At 73.1% G+C, this 23,705-nt stretch carries 24 protein-coding genes; 10 read left to right on the top strand and 14 right to left on the bottom strand.

Features of this window, described 5'->3' with window-relative positions:
- Positions 1-257: 257 nt before the first annotated feature.
- On the bottom strand, positions 258-2,468 hold the full coding sequence (gene recG / locus ABZ738_RS13535) for an ATP-dependent DNA helicase RecG (RefSeq protein WP_357213056.1): 2,211 nt from the start codon (positions 2,466-2,468) through the stop codon (positions 258-260).
- Positions 2,465-4,129, bottom strand: coding sequence for a DAK2 domain-containing protein (locus ABZ738_RS13530; RefSeq protein WP_357213053.1), 1,665 nt, complete (start codon positions 4,127-4,129; stop codon positions 2,465-2,467). Before ABZ738_RS13530 ends, recG begins: the two co-directional genes overlap by 4 nt.
- A gap of 291 nt (positions 4,130-4,420) precedes the next feature.
- Between ABZ738_RS13530 and rpmB the strand changes: the two genes are divergently transcribed.
- Positions 4,421-4,612: a 50S ribosomal protein L28 gene (gene rpmB, locus ABZ738_RS13525; RefSeq protein WP_093401721.1), complete on the top strand. Its 192-nt coding sequence runs from the start codon at positions 4,421-4,423 to the stop codon at positions 4,610-4,612.
- A 196-nt stretch (positions 4,613-4,808) separates the two neighbouring features.
- Here the strand turns inward: rpmB and ABZ738_RS13520 are convergent, their stop codons facing one another.
- Both ABZ738_RS13520 and ABZ738_RS13515 read right to left on the bottom strand, forming a co-directional pair.
- Positions 4,809-5,276 (bottom strand): GNAT family N-acetyltransferase, encoded by a 468-nt coding sequence (locus tag ABZ738_RS13520; protein ID WP_131053809.1) that lies wholly within the window; start codon positions 5,274-5,276, stop codon positions 4,809-4,811.
- Between the two features lie 41 nt (positions 5,277-5,317).
- Positions 5,318-6,256: a thiamine-phosphate kinase gene (locus tag ABZ738_RS13515; RefSeq protein WP_357213048.1), complete on the bottom strand. Its 939-nt coding sequence runs from the start codon at positions 6,254-6,256 to the stop codon at positions 5,318-5,320.
- A gap of 166 nt (positions 6,257-6,422) precedes the next feature.
- On the opposite strand from ABZ738_RS13515, the gene ABZ738_RS13510 reads away from it, so the two are divergent.
- Positions 6,423-6,656, top strand: coding sequence for an Lrp/AsnC ligand binding domain-containing protein (locus tag ABZ738_RS13510; protein WP_088646044.1), 234 nt, complete (start codon positions 6,423-6,425; stop codon positions 6,654-6,656).
- Positions 6,657-7,277 carry a DUF3515 domain-containing protein gene (locus ABZ738_RS13505; protein ID WP_131053807.1) on the top strand — a complete coding sequence of 207 codons (621 nt, stop codon included), beginning with the start codon at positions 6,657-6,659 and terminating at the stop codon, positions 7,275-7,277.
- Between the two features lie 54 nt (positions 7,278-7,331).
- Here ABZ738_RS13505 and ABZ738_RS13500 read toward each other — a convergent pair whose 3' ends face one another.
- Together ABZ738_RS13500 and ABZ738_RS13495 are read right to left on the bottom strand one after the other, a co-directional pair.
- On the bottom strand, positions 7,332-8,438 hold the full coding sequence (locus ABZ738_RS13500) for a D-alanine--D-alanine ligase family protein (RefSeq protein WP_131053806.1): 1,107 nt from the start codon (positions 8,436-8,438) through the stop codon (positions 7,332-7,334).
- Between the two features lie 157 nt (positions 8,439-8,595).
- Positions 8,596-8,832 carry a hypothetical protein gene (locus ABZ738_RS13495; RefSeq protein WP_131053805.1) on the bottom strand — a complete coding sequence of 79 codons (237 nt, stop codon included), beginning with the start codon at positions 8,830-8,832 and terminating at the stop codon, positions 8,596-8,598.
- A 275-nt stretch (positions 8,833-9,107) separates the two neighbouring features.
- Here ABZ738_RS13495 and ABZ738_RS13490 point away from each other — a divergent pair, with 275 nt between their 5' ends.
- From ABZ738_RS13490 to ABZ738_RS13480, 3 genes are all read left to right on the top strand, one after another.
- Entirely contained in the window at positions 9,108-9,953 is an 846-nt protein-coding gene (locus ABZ738_RS13490; protein ID WP_357213043.1) for a helix-turn-helix transcriptional regulator, read from the top strand.
- A 4-nt stretch (positions 9,954-9,957) separates the two neighbouring features.
- Positions 9,958-10,158, top strand: a complete 201-nt coding sequence (locus ABZ738_RS13485) for a DUF397 domain-containing protein (RefSeq protein ID WP_131053803.1) — start codon at positions 9,958-9,960, stop codon at positions 10,156-10,158.
- Positions 10,159-10,320: 162 nt separating this feature from the next.
- Entirely contained in the window at positions 10,321-10,905 is a 585-nt protein-coding gene (locus ABZ738_RS13480) for a hypothetical protein (RefSeq protein ID WP_357213039.1), read from the top strand.
- A 37-nt stretch (positions 10,906-10,942) separates the two neighbouring features.
- On the opposite strand, the gene ABZ738_RS13475 is transcribed toward ABZ738_RS13480, so the two are convergent.
- From ABZ738_RS13475 to ABZ738_RS13455, 5 genes are all read right to left on the bottom strand, one after another.
- Positions 10,943-11,995 (bottom strand): ROK family protein, encoded by a 1,053-nt coding sequence (locus ABZ738_RS13475; protein WP_131053801.1) that lies wholly within the window; start codon positions 11,993-11,995, stop codon positions 10,943-10,945.
- Positions 11,996-12,032: 37 nt separating this feature from the next.
- Positions 12,033-12,884: a putative protein N(5)-glutamine methyltransferase gene (locus ABZ738_RS13470; RefSeq protein WP_357213034.1), complete on the bottom strand. Its 852-nt coding sequence runs from the start codon at positions 12,882-12,884 to the stop codon at positions 12,033-12,035.
- A complete protein-coding gene (locus ABZ738_RS13465) occupies positions 12,884-14,032 on the bottom strand; it encodes a cystathionine gamma-lyase (RefSeq protein ID WP_357213315.1) in 1,149 nt (382 codons plus the stop codon). The genes ABZ738_RS13470 and ABZ738_RS13465 overlap by 1 nt, the downstream gene beginning before the upstream one ends.
- A gap of 14 nt (positions 14,033-14,046) precedes the next feature.
- A complete protein-coding gene (locus tag ABZ738_RS13460; protein WP_176092945.1) occupies positions 14,047-15,045 on the bottom strand; it encodes an NAD(P)H-dependent glycerol-3-phosphate dehydrogenase in 999 nt (332 codons plus the stop codon).
- A gap of 126 nt (positions 15,046-15,171) precedes the next feature.
- Positions 15,172-15,903 carry a lysophospholipid acyltransferase family protein gene (locus ABZ738_RS13455; RefSeq protein ID WP_131053798.1) on the bottom strand — a complete coding sequence of 244 codons (732 nt, stop codon included), beginning with the start codon at positions 15,901-15,903 and terminating at the stop codon, positions 15,172-15,174.
- Positions 15,904-16,032: 129 nt separating this feature from the next.
- Between ABZ738_RS13455 and cofC the strand changes: the two genes are divergently transcribed.
- Genes cofC through ABZ738_RS13435 form a run of 4 tightly spaced genes read left to right on the top strand, consistent with a single transcriptional unit; the run spans position 16,033 to position 20,169 of the window.
- Complete coding sequence (cofC, locus tag ABZ738_RS13450) at positions 16,033-16,662, top strand: 2-phospho-L-lactate guanylyltransferase (protein WP_357213029.1); 630 nt, start codon at positions 16,033-16,035, stop codon at positions 16,660-16,662.
- Between the two features lie 28 nt (positions 16,663-16,690).
- Positions 16,691-16,888 (top strand): cold-shock protein, encoded by a 198-nt coding sequence (locus ABZ738_RS13445; RefSeq protein WP_176092943.1) that lies wholly within the window; start codon positions 16,691-16,693, stop codon positions 16,886-16,888.
- A 54-nt stretch (positions 16,889-16,942) separates the two neighbouring features.
- Entirely contained in the window at positions 16,943-19,237 is a 2,295-nt protein-coding gene (locus ABZ738_RS13440; RefSeq protein WP_357213026.1) for an RNA degradosome polyphosphate kinase, read from the top strand.
- Positions 19,238-19,290: 53 nt separating this feature from the next.
- Complete coding sequence (locus ABZ738_RS13435; protein ID WP_357213023.1) at positions 19,291-20,169, top strand: NUDIX hydrolase; 879 nt, start codon at positions 19,291-19,293, stop codon at positions 20,167-20,169.
- Positions 20,170-20,181: 12 nt separating this feature from the next.
- On the opposite strand, the gene ABZ738_RS13430 is transcribed toward ABZ738_RS13435, so the two are convergent.
- The 3 genes from ABZ738_RS13430 to leuD all read right to left on the bottom strand — a co-directional run bounded on the left by ABZ738_RS13430 (position 20,182) and on the right by leuD (position 23,705).
- Entirely contained in the window at positions 20,182-22,131 is a 1,950-nt protein-coding gene (locus ABZ738_RS13430; RefSeq protein WP_357213020.1) for an endonuclease/exonuclease/phosphatase family protein, read from the bottom strand.
- A 157-nt stretch (positions 22,132-22,288) separates the two neighbouring features.
- Positions 22,289-22,945 carry an HU family DNA-binding protein gene (locus ABZ738_RS13425; protein ID WP_176092941.1) on the bottom strand — a complete coding sequence of 219 codons (657 nt, stop codon included), beginning with the start codon at positions 22,943-22,945 and terminating at the stop codon, positions 22,289-22,291.
- 172 nt (positions 22,946-23,117) lie between these two features.
- Complete coding sequence (gene leuD / locus ABZ738_RS13420) at positions 23,118-23,705, bottom strand: 3-isopropylmalate dehydratase small subunit (protein WP_131054512.1); 588 nt, start codon at positions 23,703-23,705, stop codon at positions 23,118-23,120.

Genomic DNA, 23,705 nt, shown 5'->3' with positions numbered 1-23,705 from the left:
CGGGACCCCGGCAGAACCTGAGTCAGAGGGCGCGTCGACCACCCGGTCGGCGCGCCCTCGGCGTAGGCGCGCCCTCGGCGTAGGCACGTCCGTCCGCTCGCGGCCCCCGTCGCGGCCCGGTGATCGTGCTCGATCCAGGATCGAGTGCCTTCCACGTCGCGCCGAGGCCACTCGATCCTGGATCGAGCGTGATCAAGGCAGGTCCTCGGCGCACGCGGTCAGCGCAGGTGGTCAGCGCACGCGATCAACGCACACGATCAGCCTTTTTCGAGGTACTCGGCGCGGTCGGCATCGACCAGGGCGGCGACCGAGGCGGCCAGGGCCGGATGCCGCGCCAGGTCGGGGTCCTCCTCGACCATCTCGATCGCCTCCGCCCGCGCGTCACGGATCAGATCCGCGTCGCGCAGCAGCGACAGCAGCCGCAGGTGCGAACGGCGGCCGGACTGCGTGGCGCCCAGCACGTCGCCCTCCCGTCGCTGCTCCAGGTCGAGCTCGGCGAGCTTGAATCCGTCGGTGGTGGAGGCGACCGCGTCCAACCGCTCCCGGGCGCTGCTGCCCTCGGTGGCCTCGGTGACCAGCAGGCAGAGCCCGGGAGCGCTGCCCCGGCCCACCCGGCCCCGGAGCTGGTGTAGCTGGGAGACGCCGAACCGGTCGGCGTCCAGCACCACCATCATCGTCGCGTTGGGCACGTTCACCCCGACCTCGACGACGGTCGTGGCCACCAGGACGTCCAGGTCCCCGGCGGCGAAGGAGCGCATCACGGCGTCCTTCTCGTCGGCGGGCAGCCGACCGTGCAGGACCCCGATGCGTACCCCGTGCAGGGGTCCCTCGGCCAGCAGCGGGGCGACCTCGGTCACCGCCAGCGGCGGACGCCGGCCGTTGTCGTCCAGTTCCGGCGGCTCCTCGTCGCCGCCGGACTTCGCATCCGCCTCCCCGATCCGGGGACACACCACGTACGCCTGGTGGCCGGCGGCGACCTCCTCGCGCAGTCGACGCCAGGCCCGGTCGAGGAAGGCGGGCTTGTCGGCGGCCGGCACGACGTGCGACGCGATCGGCGAACGGCCCTGCGGGAGCTGGGACAGCGTGGAGATCTCCAGGTCGCCGTAGACCGTCATGGCCACCGTCCGGGGGATCGGCGTGGCGGTCATCACCAGTACGTGCGGCGGCTGGTCGGCCTTGGCCCGCAACGCGTCCCGCTGCTCGACACCGAACCGGTGCTGCTCGTCGACCACCACCAGGCCCAGGTCGGCGAAGTCGACGCCCTCGTAGAGCAGGGCGTGGGTGCCGAGCACGATGCCCGCCGCCCCGCTGGACACCTCGGCCAGTGCCCGCCGCCGGGCCGCCGCGCCGAGCGAGCCGGTGACCAGCTCCACCCGGGTGGCGTCCTCGGCGGCACCGAGTTGTCCCGCCTGCGCGAGCGGGCCGAGCAGGTCGAGCATGCCCCGGTGATGCTGGGCGGCGAGCACCTCGGTCGGGGCCAGCAGCGCGGCCTGCCCGCCCGCGTCCACCACCTGGAGCATGGCCCGCAACGCCACCACCGTCTTGCCGGAGCCGACCTCGCCCTGCAACAGGCGATGCATCGGGTGGTCGGTGGCCAGGTCGGCCGCGATCTCCGCGCCGACGTCGTGCTGGCCGCCGGTGAGTTCGTACGGCAGTCGGGCGTCGAACGCGTCGAGCAGCCCGCCCTGCCGTGCCGGACGGGCCCGGGCCGGTGAGGCGGCGGCCCGCTGCTTGCGGCGGACCAGGGTCAGCTGCACGGCGAACGCCTCGTCCCACTTCAACCGGTGCCGGGCGCGGTACAGGTCCTCGCGGCTGGACGGCCGGTGGATCTCACGCAGGGCGGTGCCGAGACCGATCAGGTTGCGGGTGGCCCGCACGGTGGCGGGCAGCGGGTCCTCCGGCGGCTCGACCGTGTCCAGCACGACCCGTACGCAGCGGGTGATCACCCAGGTCGGTACGGCGGCAGCCGCCGGGTAGACCGGGATCAGCGCACCGGCGAACTCCTCCACCTGCTCGTTGGCCGCCGCCTCCCCGTCGGTCTGGTCGCCGAGCAGCACGTACTCGGGTCCGTTGAGCTGCCGTTTGCCACGGAACTCGGTGACCTTGCCGGCGAACATGCCCCACCGGCCGGGGCGCAGCTCCCGCTCCCGCCATGCCTGGTTGCCGAAGAAGGTGAGGGTGAGCGTGCCGCCGGAACCGTCGCCGACGGTCACCTCCAGCAGGTTGCCCCGGCGCTGGCGCATCGGGCGCACCGCGGTGCGCTGCACCTGGGCCAGCACGGTGACCTGCTCCCCCACGTCGAGCGTACGGATGTCGGTGTGCTCGCCGCGCTCGTCGTACCGGCGCGGGAAGTGGTAGAGCAGGTCACCGGCGGTGTGCAGGTCGAGGTGACCGGCGAGCGCCTTGGCGGTCTTGTCACCGACGAGCTTCGTGAGCGGCGTGTCCACGGTGGTCGCGTCCGAGGTCATTCGACACCTACCAGCAGGGGATAGTGCGGTTGTCCGCCCGGATACGTGTGCACCTCCACGAAGGGCCACCGGCCGACGATGTGCGTACGCACCGCCTCGGCCAGCCCGTCCGGCGCGTCCGCGCCGACGAGGAGGGTGACCAGTTCGCCGCCGCCGCCGAGCATCCGGTCGACCAGGGCGACGCTGGTCTCCACCAGATCGGTGCCGATCAGGTGCACCTCCCCCTCCACCAGGGCGAGTACGTCGCCGGCGCGGCAGGGGCCGGCGACGGTGAGGGCGTCCCGCCCGGCCCGGCACACCTCCGCGTGCCGGCAGGCCCCGGCGGCCTCGGCCATCGCGATCACGTCGTCCTCGAAGCGCCGCCCCGCGTCACGGACGGCGAGCGCGGCGAGCGCCTGCACCGGCGACCGGGTGGGCACCACGCTGACCTTCACACCCGACCGGTACGCCTCCACGGCGACCTGGTTCGCCACCGCCTGCGCGTTCGGGTCGTTGGGCAGCACCACGACCCGTACCGCCCCGGTCGCCCGGACCGCGTCGAGCAGTTCGCCGGTGGACGGGTTGCCGGGCACCACCACCGCCCCCTCACCGGCGAGCAGCGCGGCGATACCGGGCCCGGTGGCCACCACCACGGCACCCCGGCCGTCGGAGGCCGGTCCCGGCCCGGTCGCCCGATTTGGGTCGGCTGCCGGGCCCCGGTCGGCGGCCGGGGCCGCCCCGGGGGCGCGCTGGTCGGCGAAGCGGGTCACCGAGATCTGGTACGGGCGGCCAGCCACCACGCCCGCCTCGATCGCCGCCCCGATGTCGTCGACGTGCACGTGCACCTGCCAGGTGCCGCCGGTCGGGCTGCCGTCACCGACCACCACCAGGGAGTCGCCGAGCGCGTCCAACTCGTCGCGCATCCGGCGGACCGCCTCGGCCTCGGCGTCGAGGAGGAACTGCACCTCGTAGGCGTACCCGGTGGACGTGGTCTCCCGCGCGGCGGCCAGCGGCCGCACCTGCCGGGGAGTCGGCGTGCAGGTCACCGGAGGCGCCCCGGTGACCACCTCGACCAGTGCGTCCAGCAGCAGGCAGAACCCCCGCCCACCGGCGTCGACCACACCGGCCCGGGCCAGCGCCGGCAGTTGCTCGGGCGTACGGGCCAGGGCCGTGGCCGCGCCGGACGCGGCGGCTCGCGTCACGGTGGGCAGTTCGCCGTCGGCGGCCCGTTCGGCCGCGTCCGCGGCGGCGGACGCCACCGTCAGCAGGGTGCCCTCCTCCGGCCGGGCCACCGCCGCGTACGCCGCGTCGCTCGCCGCACGCAGGGCGACGGCCAGCTCCCGGCCGCCCACCTCGGGCACCGGGCCCAGCGCGTCGGCGAGGCCCCGCAGGATCTGCGACAGGATCACGCCCGAGTTCCCCCGGGCCCCGAGCAGGGCGCCCCGGGCCAGCAGCCGCAGGGCGTGCCCGTGCGCGGTCGAGGTGCCGTCCGCCCCGGTGTCGAGATCCATCGCCAGGGCCTGCTGGGCCGAGGTGAGGGTGAGCACCAGGTTGGTGCCGGTGTCGCCGTCGGGCACCGGATAGACGTTGAGGTCGTCGATCTCCCGCTGGTGCCGCTTGAGCGTGTCCAGCCCGCTGGCACACCAGCGGCGCACGGCGGCGGCATCGAGGGTGTCCAGCACGGTGGAAGCCTACTGGCGTACGCTGACAGTCGCCGGGCGTGTCACGCCGCGGTCGGATCCATGTGCCGCACGGCCCGTCCCACTCGGCCGAACCGGTGCGCCACCCGGCCGAACCTGCCGCGTGCCGGGCGTCCGGGTTCCCGGCGGGGCCGGTCCTGCGGCCGGACGGTGGCCGCCGAGGCCGGGCCAGGCCCGATTGGGCAGCCGGTTCACCCATCGGGTACCCTGGCCAGGTTGCCCGGGCAGCACCTGCCGGCGACCTCATGAACGTTTCAAACCCAGGAGTATCCCGTGGCTAGCGTGTGCGACGTCTGTGGCAAGGGACCGGGCTTCGGCCACAACGTGTCCCACTCGCACCGGCGGACCAACCGCCGCTGGAACCCGAACATCCAGTCGGTGCGTACCCCCGCCGGTGGCGGCACGACCAAGAAGCTGAAGGTCTGCACGTCCTGCATCAAGGCGGGCAAGGTCGCCCGCGCCTGACGCGGGAAGACACTGTCGTTCGATGCCGGTGGGCCGATGGCCCACCGGCATCGTCGTGTCCGCCCCCGGGAGGTCCGTACCGCCGGCACCGACTCGCCGGCATCGTACCGCCGGCATCGACGGGGCGCCGGCGCAGATGTTAGGAAGGGTCCCCTGCTATGCACCAGGCGTTAGCAGGGGACCCTTCCTTTCACGCTCAGAGGGTGCGGCCGAAGGACAGGCAGCCGGGCTCGGCGGCGTAGAACCCGAAGTTGGGGATCCGCTCGTAACCGGCACCGGTGTACATCGCGATCGCCTCGGGCTGCCGGTCGCCGCACTCCAGGATGAGCCGCTTACGGCCGTGCTCGCGGGCCGAGCGCTCGATGGCCGTGAGCACCGTCCGGGCCACCCCCCGGCCACGGGCCTGCGGGGCGGTGTACATCCGCTTCAGCTCGGCGGTGTCGCCCTCGTCGCCGTGACTGCGCCAGCCGCCGCAACCGACCGGCTGCCCGTCGAGGTGAGCGACCAGGAACGCCCCGGCCGGGGGTACGAACTCGTCGGGGTCGACCGGGGTCTCGTCGCCGCTGCCGCCGTACCGGGCGCCCAGGTCGGCCAACGCGGCGGTGATCAACCGCTGCGCGACCGGGGAGTCGAAGGGCACCACATGGATCTCGATCTGCTGCACAGGTAAAGGGTACGACCCGACCCGCTCCTTACCCGGCGGGGTCACCGGAAGTGATCCCAGCCGCCCGGACCGTCGAACGGCCGCCCGTCCACGGTCACCCCGGCGCCCTCCTCGACCCGGCCGACCAACCGCCACTCGGCGGGCAGCGCCGTCGTCGGCGGGAACGTCGCCACCAACGCGTGGTCGTCGCCACCGGCCAGCAACCAGGTGTACGGGTCGACGCCGAGCGCCTGCGCGGCGTCCCGCATCTGCGGCGGCACCTCGAAGGCGTCCCGGGTGAGGTCGACGGTCACCCCGCTGGCCCGCGCCACGTGCCCGAGGTCGGCGAGGAGCCCGTCGGAGACGTCGATCATCGCGGTGGCGCCGAGCCGGGCGGCCTGCGGTCCCGCCGGATAGGGCACCTCCGGGCGGCGGTACGCCTCGACGAGCAGCCGGGGCGTCCGGAATCCTCGGGAGAGCACGGTGAATCCGGCCGCCGCGTACCCGGTGCGACCGGCCAGGGCGACGAGGTCCCCGGGTCGCGCCCCGCTCCGGGTCACCGGGGCACGACCACCCAGGTCGCCCAGGGCGGTGACCGCGATGGTCAGGGTGGGACTGGCGGACATGTCCCCGCCCACCACGCTGGCGCCCACCTCGGCCGCCTCGGCACCGAGCCCGTCGGCGAGCTGTTCCACCCAGTCGGTGTCCGCGTCGGCCGGTACGCAGAGCGCCACCAGCAGCGCGGTCGGGTCGGCACCCATCGCCACCACGTCCGCGAGATTCGCCGCCGCCGCCCGGCGCCCGATGTCGTACGCGCCGGACCAGTCCCGGCGGAAGTGCCGCCCCTCCACCAGGACGTCCGTCGACGCGACCACCCGGGCGTCGGGCGCGGCGACCACCGCCGCGTCGTCACCGGGGCCGAGCAGCACCGTGGAGCCGTACGACAGGCGGGAGGTCACCCGGTCGATCAGCCCGAACTCGCCGACACCCGCCACGCTCACGCCGCTGCTCCGTCACGCCCCGTGCCGACCGGGGACGTCGTCGCGCTGAGCCGCTCAGCTCGCTCGCTCACTGCTTCTCCTTGGCCACCGATAGGGATCACCCCTGGTCCGTAAGGTACTTTCTCCCTTCGGGCCGCTTGACGGCGGCGACGGAGGGAGGTCGAGCGTGGTACAGGCGTACATCCTCATCCAGACAGAGGTCGGTCGGGCACGTGACGTGGCCGGTCTCATCGCGGATCTCGCCGGGGTGGTCCGGGTCGACGCCGTCACCGGGCCGTACGACGTGGTCGTGCTCACCGAGGCCAACACCGTCGATGAGCTCGGCAAGCTCATCGTCAGCAACGTGCAGATGGTGCCCGGCATCACCCGCACCCTGACCTGTTCGGTGGTGCGGCTGTAAGTGGACGAGACCACCAGGAAGCCCACCGACGACGACCGCACCGAGGGCGCGAAGGCGCCCGACCGCACGAACCGCTCCGCCGCGCTGATCGCCACCGCCGTGGCGTTGCCGGTGGCGCTGCTGGTGGGCGCCGTCGCCTGGGCCAACCTCCCGTCGAGTGAGCCGGCCGCCACGCCCACGGCGTCACCGAGCACCGCTGCTCCCCGGTCCACCACCCCGGTCGAGATGGCCGCTCCGGACCTGGCCGAACGACCGACCGTGGTGTGTCGCGCCCTGTTGTCGCAGTTGCCGGAGACGGTCCGCGACCTGCCGCAACGGCCGGTCTCGGCCGGTCCCGAGCAGAACGCCGCGTACGGTGATCCGGCGTTGACGGTGGCCTGCGGTGCCGATCGCCCCGCCGTGGCCCGCGACGCGCACCTCTACCTGGTCAACTCGGTCTGCTGGTTCGCGGAGGAGGGGCCGGACGCGACGGAGCTGACCACGGTCGACCGGGAGACGGAGGTGACCCTGCGGGTGCCGCACTTCTACGGCGAGGCGTTGCAGTGGGCCGCCCCGATCTCGGCGACCATCGTCGAGTCGATCCCGTCGGCCGACTCGAAGCCCACCGGCTGCACCGCCTGACCCACCCGCCGACGGCGGGCCGCCCCGGTGGCGGGCCCGCGTCGGGGTGGTGACTCAGTACTGCCCGGGTCCGCGGGTGAGCGCGGTCCGGATCAGCCGGTCGATCAGCTTCGGGTACTCCAGGCCGGCCGCCGCCCACATCCGGGGGAACATCGACGTCGGCGTGAAGCCGGGCATCGTGTTGACCTCGTTGAGGTAGACCTCCAGCTCCGGGGTGACGAAGAAGTCGGCCCGGGCCAGGCCGGCGCAGTCCAGCGCCTCGAAGGCGCGGACGGCGTAGTCGCGTACCTGCCGGGTGACCCGGTCGGGCAGGTCGGCGGGAAGGTCGTACTCGCAGGCGGACTCCGCGTCGATGTACTTGGCCTCGAAGTCGTAGAACTCGTAGTCGCCGACCACCCGCACCTCGGCGAGTACGGACGCCTCGGGCATGCCGCCGGCCTCGCCCTCCAGCACGCCGCACTCGATCTCGCGTCCGACGATGGCGCCTTCGACCAGGACCTTGTTGTCGATCTGCCGGGCGGCGGCGATCGCCGTCTCCAGGTCGGCCCAGTCGTTGACCTTGCTGACGCCGAACGAGGACCCGGCCCGGGAGGGCTTGACGAAGACCGGCAGGCCGAGCCGTTCCTTCTCCGCCTCGCTGAGCGTCATCCCGCTGCGCAGCACCGCGTACGGGCCGACCGGGATGCCCTCGGCGGCGCAGAGCTTCTTGGTGAACTCCTTGTCCATGGCGGCGGCCGAGGCGAACACCTTCGCCCCGACGTACGGGATGCCGGCCATCTCCAGCATGCCCTGGATGGTGCCGTCCTCGCCGTAGGAGCCGTGCAGCACCGGGAAGACCACGTCCACATCGGCCAGCGCGCGGGGCCCCTCGGCCGGGTCGAGCACCAGCAGGCCGCTGCCGGTCGGGTCGGCACGCAGCACGATGTCCACACCGGACTGGGCGGTGATCTCGGGCAGCCGGCGCGCGCTGATCGCCAGCTGGGCCGGGTCGCCGTTGGTCAGCACCCACTGCCCGGCCCGGGTGATGCCGACCGGCACCACCTCGAACTCGTCGGGGTCGAGTGCGGCGAGCACGCTTCCGGCGCTGACGCAGGAGATGCCGTGTTCCGGGCTACGGCCGCCGAAGACGATCGCCACGCGGGTCTTGCCTGGGGTGGTCACTGCGGTCACCTTTCCGGGACGCACTGCTGGCGCTCTCCCGGATGACCTTACTGTGCGTGGCGGGAGCGGGTGGCCGATACCCGGCGGGAACGCGGGATGGCCGCATTCGGTCAACGCGTCATATACGGTGCGTTACTGGTCGCGCATGTCGACCAGGTCAACCGACCAGTTCCCGCTCGCCGAACGCGTGCCGCCGGCCGATGGCGATCACCTTGACCCGCTGCCGGCCCGCGCGCACCATGCCCAGGGCCATGAACGCGCCGGCGATCCGGTCCGCCGCCTCCCGGCTGTTCGCACCGACGACCTGACGTCGGCGCTCCGGGGCGACGCGCTCGTTGCGACCGTCCATCTCGTACGGACGGACGTCGGTCAGGACCACCAGGAAGCGCGTCATTGCCGGCCGCCGAGGCGCTCGGCGCACACTCGCTGACCAGTTAGCACGTCGATTCCCTTCCGGTGGCCGACAACTGGCGCGGCACGCGGCGGTCGGGTACGGGGGAATAACCCGACCGCCGCGCGCCCCATCCCCTCCGGTCGCTCACCACCACCGTCGCCACGACAACCGGCGGTGAGGACGCGCTAACAGACTGACAGGTCCATGGGCATGAATGCAACTCTCACCGACGTTCTCTCATGTACAGAGTCCCAAATACGTGCGACCATCGATGCATGGCACCGAAGACCGCTCGCGCTCGCCGGTTGGGCCTCGCGCTGCGCCACCACCGGGAAGCCGCCGGCCTCACGTTGGAGGCCGCGGCGGACGAGATCAACAGCACCCGTAGCACGCTCTCCCGCTACGAGAACGCGCAGACACTGGTCAGCCCCGCCACCGTGCGGGCGCTGCTCACCCTCTACGGCGTCAAGGCCGAGGAGGTCGCCGCCGCCGTCGCGCTGGCCAAGGACGCGCGCAAGCCGGGCTGGTGGGTCTCGTACTCGTACCTGCTCGACCGGCGCACCATCGACTTCATCGCGTTGGAGGCCGAGGCCACCGGCATCGCCAACTTCGAGCCGTCGGTGATGCCGGGTCTGTTGCAGACGGCCGACTACATCCGCGCGGTGATGCGGGGCGGTCCGCACACGCTCAGCGACAACGACGTCGAGGAGCGGGTCCACATGCGGCTCGACCGGCAACAGCGGGTCTTCGAGCAGGATCCGCCGATCTTCGACGCGATCCTCGACGAGGCGGCGCTGCTGCGCCCCGTCGGCGACGAATCGGCCATGCAGGGGCAGCTCAACCATCTGCTCAAGATGAGCGATCTGCCGAACATCACCGTGCAGGTGATCCCGTTGTCCGCCGGCTACCACCGGGGCACCCGGGGGTCGTTGCACATCCTCGAGTTCGCCGACCCGGAGGACCCGATCATCGCCTCGGTGGAGACCGTCGCCGGCCAGATGATCCTGGATCGGCCCGGTGACCTTCGCACCTGCACCAAGATCATGGAACACCTGCGGACTGTCGCGCTCAGCCCGGCGGACAGCCGTGACCTACTCCTGAAGACCCTGAAGGGACGGTAAGAGGATGACACCGACGACCAACACCGTGGTGGCCGTGGCCGGGTGGCGCAAGAGCAGCCACAGCGGCGACGAGGGAGCCTGCGTGGAGGTGGCGGTCGTTCCCGGCACGGTGGCCGTACGCGACTCCAAGGACCCGAGCGGTCCACTGCTGCACTTCCCGCCGGCCGCGTGGACCGCCTTCGCCCAGTCGCCCCCGACCCCCTGAACCGGGTCCGCACTCCCTGAGCCGTACCACCACACCCAGGACCGCTGACCGGGCCGGTAAGGGCACCGCCGGCCCGGTCAGCCCCGGCTCGGGTGCCGACGCGCTACCCCGACGGTGCTACCTTCACGGCCGACGATGCCGCCCAGCAGCCCGGGGGTCCGTGTGGAGAGAAAGTACGGCGTCCTGATCGCCGTCGTCGCGTCGACGGCCAGTCTCGCCATCGTCGGTTCCCTCGCCGGGTACTACCTGGCCGACCGGGGATCGCCGACCGTCGAGGCGGGATCGGACCGGAGCCCGGATAACGCGACGGACCGGGACCGGACCCCCGCCCGGGACGCGGACGACGCCCCGCAGACCCCGGTGGGCACCGACCGGCAGACGTACCGGCTCGACCGCCAGATCTACCAGGAGTCGTCGTTCCGGCTCACGCTGACCGGCGCCGAGACCTCCGACGGCACGCTGCGGCTCACCTTCCGCTACCGCAACGACTCGCCGCTGCCGTGGCCGTTGGTCTGCCCGAGCCGCGAGGACGACCTGAACTCCTCCGCGCTGACGCTCGCCGACGGCCGCACCGTACGCCCCACCGACACCTGGTGCGCCGCCGAACGGGCCGGCGAGGCGGTCACCGTCGCCCCGGGGCAGTCGACCGACACGTGGGGCGTCTTCCCCGTCTCGCCGTCCCCCACCGAGCCCTTCTCGGTGAGCTGGTACGACTTCCCGGTCCTGACGGACGTCCGACTGGGCTGACCGGCGACCACGGTCGGTCGCCCACCGACGACCGGGGTCAGTCGCCGACCAGCGGCAGCGGTGCCGGCAGGTCCCGGGCCGCCTCCAGCGCGGCGAGCGCGACGCCCCTCGCACCGGCCATGTCGCGCTCCGGCACCAGGGCGAACGTGGCCAGCGCGGCCTGCTCCGTGCGGAGCGCGGTGTGCTCGCGGACCGCCGCGAGGAACCAGTCACGGAACTCCGGGGCCGTCTCCACCACGCCACCGCCGACGAAGTACGCGTGCGGGTCGGTGAAGTTCGCCGCGATGGTGAACAGCGCACCGAGCGCCCGCGCCTGCTGCGCGAAGATCTCCCGGGCCAGGTCGTCGCCGCGCTCGCCGTACCCGCGCACCAGTTTGGCCGCCCGGTCCGGTGACTCGTCGGCCAGCGGATGCCCCGGGTAGCGCGTCAACCAGTACGGCAGCAGGTTGCGCCCGATCGCGGTCAGCGAGGCCACGCTCTCCACGTCACCGGCGAAACCGCAGGCGCAGGTCGGCACCGGCTGCTCCGGGGCCAGCACGGTCGTCAGCGGGATCTGCACGTGCCCCAGCTCACCGGCCATGCCGGCCGCGCCGGACACCACCCGGCCGTTCTCCACCACGCCGCCGCCCAGTCCGGTGCCGACGATCGCCGACACCGACGACCGCCGCATCGCGTCGGCCCCGAAGTGCACGTGGTGGGCGTAGAGCGCGGCGGCGTTGCCGTCGTTGTGATAGACCACCGGCAGCCCGATCCGGCGTTCCAACGCGCCCCGCACGTCGTACCCGCGCCAGGCCGGCTGGGAGAAGTTCGTCGAGCCCTTCGACGAGATCACCCCGGTGGCGCTGGCCGGACCCGGCGTGTCCAGCCCGACCGCCCGGACCAGCTCGCGGGGCACGCCCGTGCGGGCCAGCACGCCGTCGAGAGCCCGCGCCATCGCCGCCACCGCCGCCTCCGGCCCGGCCTGCACCTCGCTGGGCGTCTCCACCAGCTCGTCCACCAGGAACCGCCCGTCGAGGGTCAGGACCGTGGTGTTGTTGCTCGTACCTCCGTTGTCGATCCCGACGACCACCGGCACCGCTGCGCCATCCACCCGAACCCGCCTCCCGCCGTCCGAACCTGACGCGAGGTTAGTTCTCGGTCCGTCGGCCCGCCATGCCCACGCGGCGGTTCGCGTCCCGATGTCCGGCACAGACCGGCCGGCAGGCGGTCATCGCGGTGGCCCCCAGATCGCCGTCGCGGACCACCTCCGGCACCAGCCCGACCTCCGTCAACACCGCCCACAGCTCGTCCACCTGGTCCTCGCCGACCTCCACCACCAGGTGCCCGCCGGGCGCGAGCCATCCCCCCGCGGTGGCGGCGACCCGACGCAGCACCGCCAAGCCGTCCGGACCGCCGTCCAGCGCCACCGGCGCCTCGTACCGGCGGGACTCGGGCGGCAGCAGCGGCATCGCCGCCGTCGGCACGTACGGGGCGTTCGCCACCACCAGGTCCAGGGCACCCCGGCAGGCGGCCGGCAGCGGCGCGAAGAGGTCACCGCAGAGCACCGGCACCGCCAGGTCGGCCAGGTTCCGTCGGGCGCAGGCCACCGCCGCCGGGTCCAGGTCGACCGCGGCCACCAGCCGGGGCGCGGTGAGTCGACCGGCCAACACCCGGGTCACCGCGCCGGAACCGCAGCAGAGTTCCACCACGGCCGCGGCCGGCCCGGTCACCGCCACGGCGGCCGAGACCAGCAGGGCGGTACGCGACCGGGGCACGAAGACCCCCGGCCGTACGTCGATCCGCTCACCGCAGAACTCCGCCCAGCCGAGCACGTACTCCAACGGCTCACCGGCGACCCGCCGGTCGACCAGACCGGCCAGTGTCTCCGGACTGTCGGCGCCCTCCACCAGCAACCGGCTCTCGTCCTCAGCCCAGACACAACCCGCCTCCCGCAGCCGGCGCACCAGGGCGTCGAACTCGGCCGGGGAGACGGGCCCCATCAGGCCGCCGCGTCCAACGCGGCCGCGACGTCGGCGACCAGGTCGACGGTGTCCTCCACCCCACAGGAGAGCCGGACGAAGCCGGGCGCGGTGTCGTCGCCCCACTGCGCCCGCCGGTCGGCGGTGGTGTGCAGGCCGCCGAAGGACGTGGCCGCCCCGACCAGCCGGGCCGCGTCGAGGAACCGGGCGACCCGGTCGGCGTCGGCCAGGTCGAAGGAGAGCACACCCGGCATCCGCCGCAGTTGCCGCGACGCCACCGGGTACGCCGGGTCGTCCGGCAGGCCCGGCCAGCGCACCCCCGACACGTCGGGCCGGGCCACGAGCAGCCGGGCGATCGCCTCCGCGTTCGCCGTCTGCCGGGCCAGACGCAGGTCGAGAGTGGCCAGCGACCGGTGAGCCAGCCAGGCGTCGAACGCCCCGGGCACCGACCCGGTGACCGTCCGCCAGGAGGTGGCCTGCTCCAGCAGTGCGGTCGACCGGGTGGCGAGGTAGCCGAGCAGCAGGTCCGAGTGCCCGGTCAACGCCTTGGTGCCGGAGGCCACCACCAGGTCCGCGCCGAGGTCCAACGGACGCTGGCCGAGCGGCGTCGCGGTCGTGTTGTCCACCGCCAGCAGGGCACCGGCCGCGTGCACCCGCTCGGCCAGGGCCGGCAGGTCCACCACGTCGAGCCCCGGGTTGGCCGGCGTCTCGACCAGCACCAGGCGTACCCCGGTGAAGTCCGGGTAGGGCCCGACGGTCGGCGCGAACAGCACCCGGACCCCGTTGCCGGCCAGCGTGTCGGTGGCGAACGCGCGCACCGGGAAGTAGCCGTCGGCGGGCAGCACCACCGTGTCACCGGCCCGCAGCACCGCCAGCAGCAGGCCGGTGATCGCCGCCTGGCCACTGGCGAAGACCCGGCAGTCGCCACCCTCCAGCTCGCCGATCGCCGCCTCCAGGAGCCGGCGGGTCGGGTTGTCCGGCCGCCCGTAACCGTTCGGCGCCGCCGCCGGTCCCTGTCGGGCATCCAGGTGGTACGGCGCGGCGAAGACCGGACCGGGCAGGAAGGGCGCGCCGGGCGTCGGCTCGGGCAGACCCGCGTGTACGCACCGGGTGCCGTCACCGGCGGAACCGGGCGTCCGGGCGTGCTCCTCGGGGGAACGGAAGCGCATCTCGTCCACGCTGCTCACTCCGGCTTGGTGGTGCGGCTCATCAGCGCCCGGACCGCACGCCGCGGGTCGACGCCCTCGTGGCAGACCAGCTCGACCTGCTCGGTGATCGGCATCTCCACCCCGTGCGCGCGGGCCAGGTCCCGGATCGCCAGCGCGCTCTTGACGCCCTCGGCGGTCTGCCGGGTGGCCACCCGCGCCTCCTCCAGCGTCGCGCCCCGACCCAGGTGCTCACCGAAGGTGCGGTTGCGGGCCGACGGGGACGAGCAGGAGGCGACCAGGTCGCCCATGCCGGCCAGACCGGCGAAGGTGAGCGGGTCGGCACCGAGGGCCACCCCGAGCCGGGCCGTCTCGGCCAGTCCCCGGGTGACCAGCATCGCGCGGGTGTTGTGACCGAACCCCATCGCGGTGGCGATGCCGTACGACAGGGCGATCACGTTCTTCACCGCCCCGCCCAGCTCACAGCCGATCACGTCGTCGTTGGTGTACGGGCGGAAGTACGGCGTGGTGATGGAGCGCTGCACCAGCGCGGCGCGGTCGGCGTCGGTGCCGGCGACCACGGTGGCAGCCGGCTGCTCGGCCGCGATCTCCGGGGCCAGGTTGGGTCCGGAGACCACCACCACGCGATCCGCCGCCACCCCGGCGGTCTCCACGATGACCTCGCTCATCCGCTTGGTGGTGCCGAGCTCGATGCCCTTCATCAACGACACCAGGGTGGCGTCGGGGTGCAGGTGACCGACCCACTCGGCGAGGTTGCCGCGCAGCGTCTGCGACGGCACCGCCAGCACCACCATCTCGGCGCCCTCGATCGCCTCGGCGGCGTCACCGGTGCCGGTGACGCGCGGCGGCAGCACCACCCCCGGCAGGTACTCCGGATTGCACCGCTCGTCCCGCAGGACGTCGGCGATGGACTGCCGCCGCGCCCAGATCGTGACGTCCCGGCCGGCGTCGCCGAGGATCTTGGCGAACGCCGTCCCCCACGACCCGGCTCCCAGCACCGCCACATGTCCGCTCATGCCGCCACTCCGCTTCGCTGCGCGCCGCCACGAGGCACCACCGCACCGCGCTGACGATTCACTCGCTGACGCTCGCTCATGCCGCCACTCCGCTTCGCTGCGCGCCGCCACGAATCTGACGCTCGCTCATGCCGTCGCCTCGGGGCGGTCGGCGTTGGCGCGGGAGGTGCGCTGCCACAGCGGCGGAGGTGTGCCGCCCCGGATCTCGGCGAGCAGGTCCCGCACCCGCAGCATGATCACGTCGGTCATCTCCTCCAGCACCTGCCGGCTCGGCGTGGCGCCGGCCCAGCGGCTCAGGTCGACCGGCGGCCCGGCCACCACGCTCACCGGGATGCGGGGGCGCGGGTTGAGCCTGCCCCGCCGGGGGTCGAAGATCTTCTCCGGCCCCCACATCGCCACCGGCACGACCGGGGCACCGGTGGTCAACGCCAGCCGGGCCGCGCCGGTCTTGCCCTTCATCGGCCACAGGTCCGGTTCCCGGCTGGTGGTGCCCTCTGGATAGATGATCACCGCATCGCCCTCGTTCAGTGCTTTGACCAGGGCTTCCAGGGACTTGACCGCGTCGACCGAGCCGCGCTCCACCGGGATCTGGCGGCACCGGTGCAGGATCCAGCCGACCACCGGGACCTTGAAGACGCTCGCCTTGCCGAGGAACTGCGGCCACCGGCCGGCGTCGTAGACGAAGTGCGCCGACACCAGCGGGTCGGCGTGCGAGATGTGGTTCGCCACGATGATCACCGGGCCGTCCTGCGGCAGGTGCTCCATGCCCCGCCAGGTACGCCGGGTCCAGACGGTCATCGCCGGCTTGACCAGCACCACGGCGAACCTCTGCCAGAATCCCAGCCTGCGCCGACCCACCGTGCCTCCTCGTGCCCACCCCGACCCGCCCACCGGAGACCTCCGGTGACGCCCGCAGCCGAAATCATGCCTGTTCGCCCCTGGTACGGCCAGTGAGGGTACCGCCGCCGGGCTGGCAGGATGACAGGTGTGAGTCAGCCCTGGACCGTGGTGGTGCCGGTCAAACGCCTGGTCGCCGCGAAGTCGCGGCTGCGTGGCGGGCTGCCCGGCGTACCCCACGAGGAGCTGGCGCTGGCGCTCGTGGCCGACACCCTCGACGCGGTGCGGGCCTGTCCCGAGGTGGGCGGGGTGCTCGTGGTCACCGACGACGTCCGGGTCCGGGCCGAGGCCTCGGCGGCTGCCGCGCGGTGGCTCGCGGACGTCGCGGACGCCGGACTCAACGGCGCCTTCCGGCACGGCGCGGCCCAGGTGCCCGGCCCAGTGGCCGGGATCACCGCCGACCTTCCGGCGCTACGTCCGGCCGAGCTGGCGGCCGCGCTCCGGGCGGCGCGGGACGCTCCGCCCGGCGTCCGCTGCTTCGTGGCCGACACGCCGGGCACCGGGACCGTGCTGCTGACCGCGCCGGCCGGCGTACCCCTCGGGCCGCGCTTCGGGCCCGGCTCGGCCGCGGCGCACGCGGCGAGCGGCGCCCGCCCGCTCGACGGTGACTGGCCCAGCCTGCGCCGCGACGTGGACACCCCGGACGACCTGGCCGCCGCGGCCCGGCTCGGGCTCGGGCCGCGCACCGCGCGACTGGCCGCCGGCTGCCTCACCGGCTGAGCTCCCCCACCGGTGTACGGTGCTGGGCATGCAGGGCACGGTGGCGACCTTCGACGCGGCGACCCGCAGCGGGCTGCTGCTGCTCGACGACGGCACCGAGCTGTCCTTCCCGGCCCGTGCCTTCGACGCCTCCGGGCTGCGGCTGCTCCGGCTCGGCCAGCGGGTACGCGTCGACACCGACGCCGCCGGGGACGTGATCCGCGTGACCCTGCCGACGATGTCCTGACGTACCCAGCGGAAGTTCATTTTGCGTTAACCCGAGTCGGGTGATTATGAGCAGGTGAGCACCCCTCGCGAAAGCAACGCCAGTCCCGCCGGCACCGACGACCACACCAGCCGCGACGAAGGTCGCTCCCGGGGATCCGACGGGCGCTTCCGCCGTACCCGGCCGATGACCGAGCTGGCCGGCACCGACCCGGCCGCCGCCTCCACCGGCCTGGAGGAGGTTCTCGACCCGGTGTCCGAGCCGGGCGCACCGGACGCCTCCGACAACGAGCCACCACCGCTCCGGCCGCTGCCGGAGGATCGGTTCCTCAACCGGGAGCTGTCCTGGCTCGACTTCAACGCCCGGGTCCTGGCGCTGGCCGAGGACCCGCGCACCCCGCTGCTGGAACGGGCGAAGTTCCTGGCCATCTTCGCCAGCAACCTCGACGAGTTCTACATGGTCCGGGTGGCCGGGCTCAAGCGCCGGCTCTCCGCCGGCCTGCCGGTGCGCGGAGGTGACGGCATGCCGCTGCGTACCCAGTTGGCGCTCGTCGCCGGAAAGGCCGCCACGCTGGTCACCCGGCACGCCACCTGCTTCGTCGACGACGTGCTGCCCAAGCTGGCCGACGAGGACATCCGGATCCTGCGCTGGTCCGACCTGGGCGACGTCGAGCGGGACCGGCTGCGCGCCTACTTCCGCGAGCAGATCTTCCCGGTGCTCACCCCGCTCGCGGTCGACCCGGCCCACCCGTTCCCGTACATCTCCGGCCGGTCGTTGAACCTGGCCGTGTCGGTCCGCGACCCGGACGGCGGGCCCGAGTTGTTCGCCCGGGTGAAGGTGCCGAACAACGTGCCCCGGTTCGTCCGCGTCGACCGGGACCAGCCCGGCGTGCGGATGGTGCCGGTCGAGGACGTCATCTCGGTGCACCTCGGCCAGCTCTTCTCCGGCATGCAGGTGGTGGAGTGCCACCTGTTCCGGGTCACCCGCAACGCCGAGGTGGAGGTGGACGAGGACCGCGACGAGGACCTGCTCCAGGCGCTGGAACGGGAACTGGCCCGGCGTCGCTTCGGCCCGCCGGTGCGGCTGGAGGTGGCCGCCTCGATCTCCGACCACATGCTGGAGCTGCTCGTCCGGGAACTGGACATGGACGCCCAGGACGTGCTGCGGGTCCGGGGGCTGCTCGACCTCTCCGCGCTCCAGCAGTTGTACGGCGAGGCCGACCGGCCCGACCTCAAGGACCCGCCGTTCGTGCCGGCCACCCATCCCCGGCTCGCCGAGGGCGAGGTGCCGCGCAGCGTCTTCGCCACCCTGCGCGACGGGGACGTGCTGGTGCACCACCCGTACCACTCCTTCGCCACCAGCGTGCAGCGCTTCGTGGAGCAGGCCGCCGCCGATCCGAACGTGCTCGCCATCAAGCAGACGCTCTACCGCACCAGCGGCGACTCACCGATCGTGGACGCGCTCGTCGACGCCGCCGCCGCCGGCAAGCAGGTGGTGGTGCTGGTCGAGTTGAAGGCGCGTTTCGACGAGGTGGCGAACATCGGTTGGGCCCGCACCCTGGAGCGGGCCGGCTGTCACGTGGTCTACGGCCTGGTCGGTCTCAAGACGCACTGCAAGACCGCGTTGGTGGTACGCCAGGAGGGCAACCAGATCCGGCGCTACTGCCACATCGGCACCGGCAACTACCACCCGAAGACGGCCCGGCTCTACGAGGACTTCGGCATGCTCACCGCCGACCCGGAGATCGGGGCCGACCTGACCGACCTCTTCAACGTGCTGACCGGCTACAGCCGGCAGACCGCGTACCGGCGGCTGCTCGTGGCGCCGCAGGGCATCCGCAGCGGCCTGGTCGAACGCATCGAGCGGGAGATCGCCCACGTCCGGCTGGGCATGCCGGGACTCGTGCAGTTCAAGGTGAACTCGCTGGTCGACGAGGAGATCACCGACGCGTTGTACCGGGCCTCCCAGGCCGGCGTCCACGTCGACCTCATCATCCGGGGCATGTGTACCTTGCGACCCGGCGTACCGGGACTGTCGGAGAACATCCGGGTCCGTTCGATCCTCGGCCGGTTCCTGGAACACTCCCGGGTCTTCCGGTTCGGCAACAACGGCGACGCCGAGTTCTGGATCGGCTCCGCCGACCTGATGCACCGCAACCTGGACCGGCGGGTCGAGGCACTGGTGCAGGTCAGCGACCCGGTGGCTCGGGCCGAACTGGACCAGGTGCTCGCCGCCGCGATGAGCCCCGACACCGACGCGTTCGAGTTGGCCGCCGACGGGAGCTGGACCCGGCGTACCGGCGCGACCGACACGCCACCGGCCCACCTCCAGCAGATGTTGCTGCGTCGCGTCGGCAGCACCGCCGGGTGAGCGGCACCGGCATAGGCTGAGCGGATGATCGAGGAGGAACGGCGACGGACCGGATGACCGACGTGATCGAGATCCGGGCGGCCGGCGGCGTGGTGTGGCGGCCCGGACCCTACGACGACGTCCAGGTCTGTCTGGTGCACCGCCCCCGGTACGGCGACTGGACACTCCCCAAGGGCAAGCTGGAGCCGGGCGAGCATCCACTGGCGGCAGCCGTCCGGGAGGTCGCCGAGGAGGCCGACGCACGGGCCGCGCCCGAGGTGCGCCTGCCCTCGGTGCGGTACCGCAGCGAGGGTCGGCTCAAGGAGGTCGACTACTGGTCCATGCGGGCGATGGGCACCGGCGGCTTCCAGCCGGGCACCGAGGTCGACGCGGTGCGTTGGCTCGACGTGGACGACGCGGTGGCGCTGGTCAGCTATCCGCACGACGCGGAGATCCTGGCCGCGTTCGCCGCCCTGCCCCGGGTCACCGCCACCACGGTGCTGGTCCGGCACGGCAACGCCGGCAAGCGGTTGACCTGGTCCGGCCCGGACACGGCCCGACCGTTGGACGACCGGGGCTGGTCGCAGGCACGCACCTTGGCGCCGCTGATCGCGCTGACCTGGCCGAGCCGGCTGCTGTCGGCGTCACCGCGCCGCTGCGTACAGACCCTGGACCCGGCCGCCGCGACGCTGGACCTGCCGATCGAGATCAGCGGCGAACTGGACGAGCCCCTCGCCGGCCAGCAGCCCGACGAACAGGTCCTCGCCGCGGCGGCACGGATGGCCGCGCTGGCCGCCGCCGGCGAACGTACGGCGGTGTGCAGCCAGGGCAAGGTGATCCCGGGTGCGCTGGAACGTCTGGCCGGGCAGGACGGCGACTACGACACCGACAAGGGCACGGGCTGGCTGCTCGCCTTCAGCGCCGACCGCCTCGTCGCCGCCGACCGGCTCTGACCCGCTCCGACGTCAGCCCGCACCGCCGGGCAGGGTGAGGGTGACCGCGACCGGCAGGTGGTCGCTGGCGGTGCCGGGTGTCGCGACGGCGTCCGAGGCGACCAGGTCGGGTGAGACGAAGACGTGGTCGATCTGCTGACGCGGGTCGTCGGCCGGGCTGGTCGCCAGCGGGCGGGCGGCGGCGAACGCGTCGACCAGACCGGCGCCGGTGAACGCGGCGAACGCCGGGTCGCCCGGCTCGGTGTTGAAGTCACCGGCGACCACCAGCGGCAGACCGTCGGCGTACCCGGTGGCGAACTCGGCGACGGCACGGGCCTGCACCACCGGATCCGCGCCGGGCGGCGGTTGCAGGTGCGTGCTCACCACGGCCAGGCGTACGCCCTCGCTGAAGTCCACGGTGACGCCGAGCGCCTGCGCGCCGGTGGGTGCGCCCACGGCGGGCAGCACGCGGGTCCGGGCCCGGTCCACCGGCCACCGGCTGAGCACCGCGTCGCCCCAGAGCGCGTCGGCGGCCGGCGCGAAGACGTAGGGCAGGCCCAGGCGGTCCGAGAGCAGGTGCAGGGTGTCGTGGCCGCCGTTGAGCAGCCAGCCCCGGTCCACCTCGCTGAGCGCCACCACGTCGGCCCCCCGCACCGCCCGTTCCAACGCGGGCAGGTCGAACCGGCCGTCCATGCCGAAGCCCATCCGGATGTTGTAGGCCACCACGCGTACCTGCTCCGGCGGGCCCGGCCGATTGGTCGCCACCGGCCACGGCTCGTGTACCACCGCGGCGGCGAAGGCGGTCAGTGCGGCGAGCACGGCGATCGGCACCGTGGGCAGCCGACCGTACGTGGTGGACCCCGCGACGGCCGGAGCAGCCGCTGGAGCGACGAACTCCTCGGTGGTCGGTGCGGTGTCCGGGCGGGGCCGCGAACCGCCCTGCAACGCGATCAGGCCGGTCAGCGCGGCCACCAGGGCTGGTAGCCACCCGTTGGGATAGCCCAGGTCGTAGGCGGCGTAGTAGAGCACCGAGACGACCGCGAAGACGAGCATGCCACCCACCGCCGCGTACCCCCGGCGGGTCGCGGCCCGCGCCGACGGCACGGCGGTACCGTCGGCCAGCGCCAGGCAGCCGCCCAGACCGGCGGCGCCGAGCAGGACGGCGACGGTCAGCAGCGACGGCGGGCCGTACCCGAACAGCAGCGTCCCGGCCAGCAGCAGCCCCGGCCACACCGGCCGGGCGCGCGGCCGGGACGGAGTCAGGGCGGCGAGCAGGAACACCGCGAGCGCCACCCCGAGCGGCGCGAACGCGAACAGCGGTGTCGAGGCGGTGCCCGCCGCGCCGAACCAGTAGGACGTCGCGGTGCCCACCACCGCCGGTGACAGCGCCACCATGCCGCCCAGCAGCAGCGCCGGACCGACGAGCAACCACGCCCGGCCGTGCGGCACCGGCGTGGACGTGCCGGGACGGCGGGCGAGCAGGACCTCACCGGCGAGCAGCGCCACCACCATCACACCGCTGGCCGCCCACGCCACCCAACTCCCCCGCCAGACCAGGTCGTACGTGCCGACCAGCACGTGCCCGAGCGCGGCGGCGGCCAGTCCGAGCGCCAGTCCGGGTACCGCGCGCTCGCCCCGGGCCGCCGTCGCGGCGAGCCACACCAGACCGGCGAGCAGACCGGCGCCAGCCAGCCAGAGCTGCGCGTACCCGCCGGGGCCGGCGGTGAGGGCGAGCCGGGCGACGCCCAGCAACGCCACGGCGACCACGCCGACGACGTGGCCGCCGACCAGCCGGACGAGCGGCGGTGCGGCGAGCGCCAGCACGAACCAGCCGAGGGCGAACGCCCCGAGCAGCTCGGCCGGGGTCGACGCGGCCTGCCCGAAGATGGTGATGACCGACGGCAGGAAGACCCGCAGCACGTCGGTCAGGACGACGAGACCGAGGGCCAGGGTGGCGGTACCGAGATGGCGGTGACGCAGCACGGTTCCTCTTTCGCCGAGGGGTGGTCCGGCGATTCTGGGCGTCGTACCCCGCCCCGTCAACGCCCGTCGGATACCGGACTCGCACCTCGGTGCGCGGACCCGACGGACATGGCGAGGGCGCCCGCCGTGCGGCGGACGCCCTCGTCGTACGACCGGCTCAGCGCCGGGTCGCGCTCTTCCTGGCCGGCGCCTTCTTCGCCGGTGCCTTCTTGGCCGTCGCGGTCTTCTTGGCCGCGGTGGCCTTGGACGCCGTGGCGGTCTTCTTCGCCGGGGCGGCCTTCTTCGTGGCGGTCGTCTTCGTGGCGGTCGCCTTCTTGGCCGCGGCGGTGGTCTTGGTCGCCTTGGCCGCGGTCGTCTTCTTCGCCGCCGCCGTGGTCTTCGTGGCGGTCGTCTTCTTTGCCGCGGTGGCCTTCGCCGTGGTCGTCTTCTTGGCAGCGGTCGCCTTCGCACCCGTCGCCTTCGCACCGGTCGCCTTCGCACCGGTGGTCTTGGCGGTGGCCGCGGCGGTCTTCTTCGCCGCCGCCGTGGCCTTCGGCACCTTGCCGTTGGCCACCATCTCCTTGAACCCGGCGCCCGGACGGAAGGTCGGCACCGAGGTCTTCTTGACCTTCACCGCCTCCCCGGTACGCGGGTTGCGGGCTGTTCGCGCGCCCCGTACGCGCTTCTCGAACGCCCCGAATCCGGTGATCGCCACCTTCTCGCCCTTGGTGACCGCCGCCTGGACCTCAGCGAGGACCGCGTCGAGCGCGGCCGTCGCCGTTTTCCGGTCCCCCAGGCGAACGGCGAGCGCCTCGATGAGCTCGGCCTTGTTCACTACTTCCTCCTGATTGTGCAACTGACTCGACGCGAGCCATTCTGCGCGCACGGTATGCCCTGTGCTGCCCGGACACAAACATTCGGTGGAAAAAAGCCCTTGTGTCGTAACGGATTCGCCCCCACCGGTGGCACCGGTGGGGGCGAAATCGGCGACGAAGCCGGGTGAACGGCTAGGCGACGCGGGGCAGGAAGGGGGGTCGGGTGCCCTCGAAAGCACTGATCTGCGACTCGTGGCGAAGGGTGAGTCCAATGTCGTCCAAGCCCTCCATCAGCCGCCAGCGGCTGAAGTCGTCGAGGGGGAACGACCACGTGGATCCGCCCGCCTGGACCTGCCGAGCGGCGAGGTCGACGGTGATGGCGGCCTTCGGGTCGGACTCCACCAGGGCCCAGATCTCCTCGACGGCTTTCAATTCCAACTCGACCGGCAGCAGACCCTCCTTGAGGGCGTTGCCCCGGAAGATGTCACCGAAGCGCGGCGAGATCACCACCTGGAAGCCGAAGTCGCGCAACGCCCACACGGCGTGCTCCCGCGACGACCCGGTGCCGAACTCCGGACCGGCCACCAGAATCGAGGCACCCGAATATGATTCATCGTTGAGGACGAATCCCGGGTCCTCCCGCCACGCGCTGAACAACCCGTCGGCGAATCCGGTACGGGTCACCCGCTTGAGGTACACCGCCGGGATGATCTGATCCGTGTCCACGTCGGACCGACGCAGCGGCACGGCGGTGCCGGTGTGCACGGTGAACTTGTCCAT

The organism is Micromonospora sp. NPDC047793 (assembly GCF_040642635.1).
Lineage (GTDB): Bacteria > Actinomycetota > Actinomycetes > Mycobacteriales > Micromonosporaceae > Micromonospora.
The sequence above is the reverse complement of the archived record's forward strand: the minus strand, read 5'-3'. Positions and strand labels throughout refer to the sequence as shown.

Coding starts and splice junctions, on each gene's coding strand:
- ABZ738_RS13445 (WP_176092943.1), top strand. CDS start 16,691: ATGCAGGGCACGGTGGCGACCTTCGACGCGGCGACCCGCAGCGGGCTG.
- ABZ738_RS13460 (WP_176092945.1), bottom strand. CDS start 15,045: ATGAGCGGACATGTGGCGGTGCTGGGAGCCGGGTCGTGGGGGACGGCG.
- ABZ738_RS13495 (WP_131053805.1), bottom strand. CDS start 8,832: ATGACGCGCTTCCTGGTGGTCCTGACCGACGTCCGTCCGTACGAGATG.
- recG (WP_357213056.1), bottom strand. CDS start 2,468: ATGACCTCGGACGCGACCACCGTGGACACGCCGCTCACGAAGCTCGTC.
- ABZ738_RS13465 (WP_357213315.1), bottom strand. CDS start 14,032: ATGCGCTTCCGTTCCCCCGAGGAGCACGCCCGGACGCCCGGTTCCGCC.
- ABZ738_RS13485 (WP_131053803.1), top strand. CDS start 9,958: ATGACACCGACGACCAACACCGTGGTGGCCGTGGCCGGGTGGCGCAAG.
- ABZ738_RS13490 (WP_357213043.1), top strand. CDS start 9,108: ATGGCACCGAAGACCGCTCGCGCTCGCCGGTTGGGCCTCGCGCTGCGC.
- leuD (WP_131054512.1), bottom strand. CDS start 23,705: ATGGACAAGTTCACCGTGCACACCGGCACCGCCGTGCCGCTGCGTCGG.
- ABZ738_RS13470 (WP_357213034.1), bottom strand. CDS start 12,884: ATGGGGCCCGTCTCCCCGGCCGAGTTCGACGCCCTGGTGCGCCGGCTG.
- ABZ738_RS13435 (WP_357213023.1), top strand. CDS start 19,291: ATGACCGACGTGATCGAGATCCGGGCGGCCGGCGGCGTGGTGTGGCGG.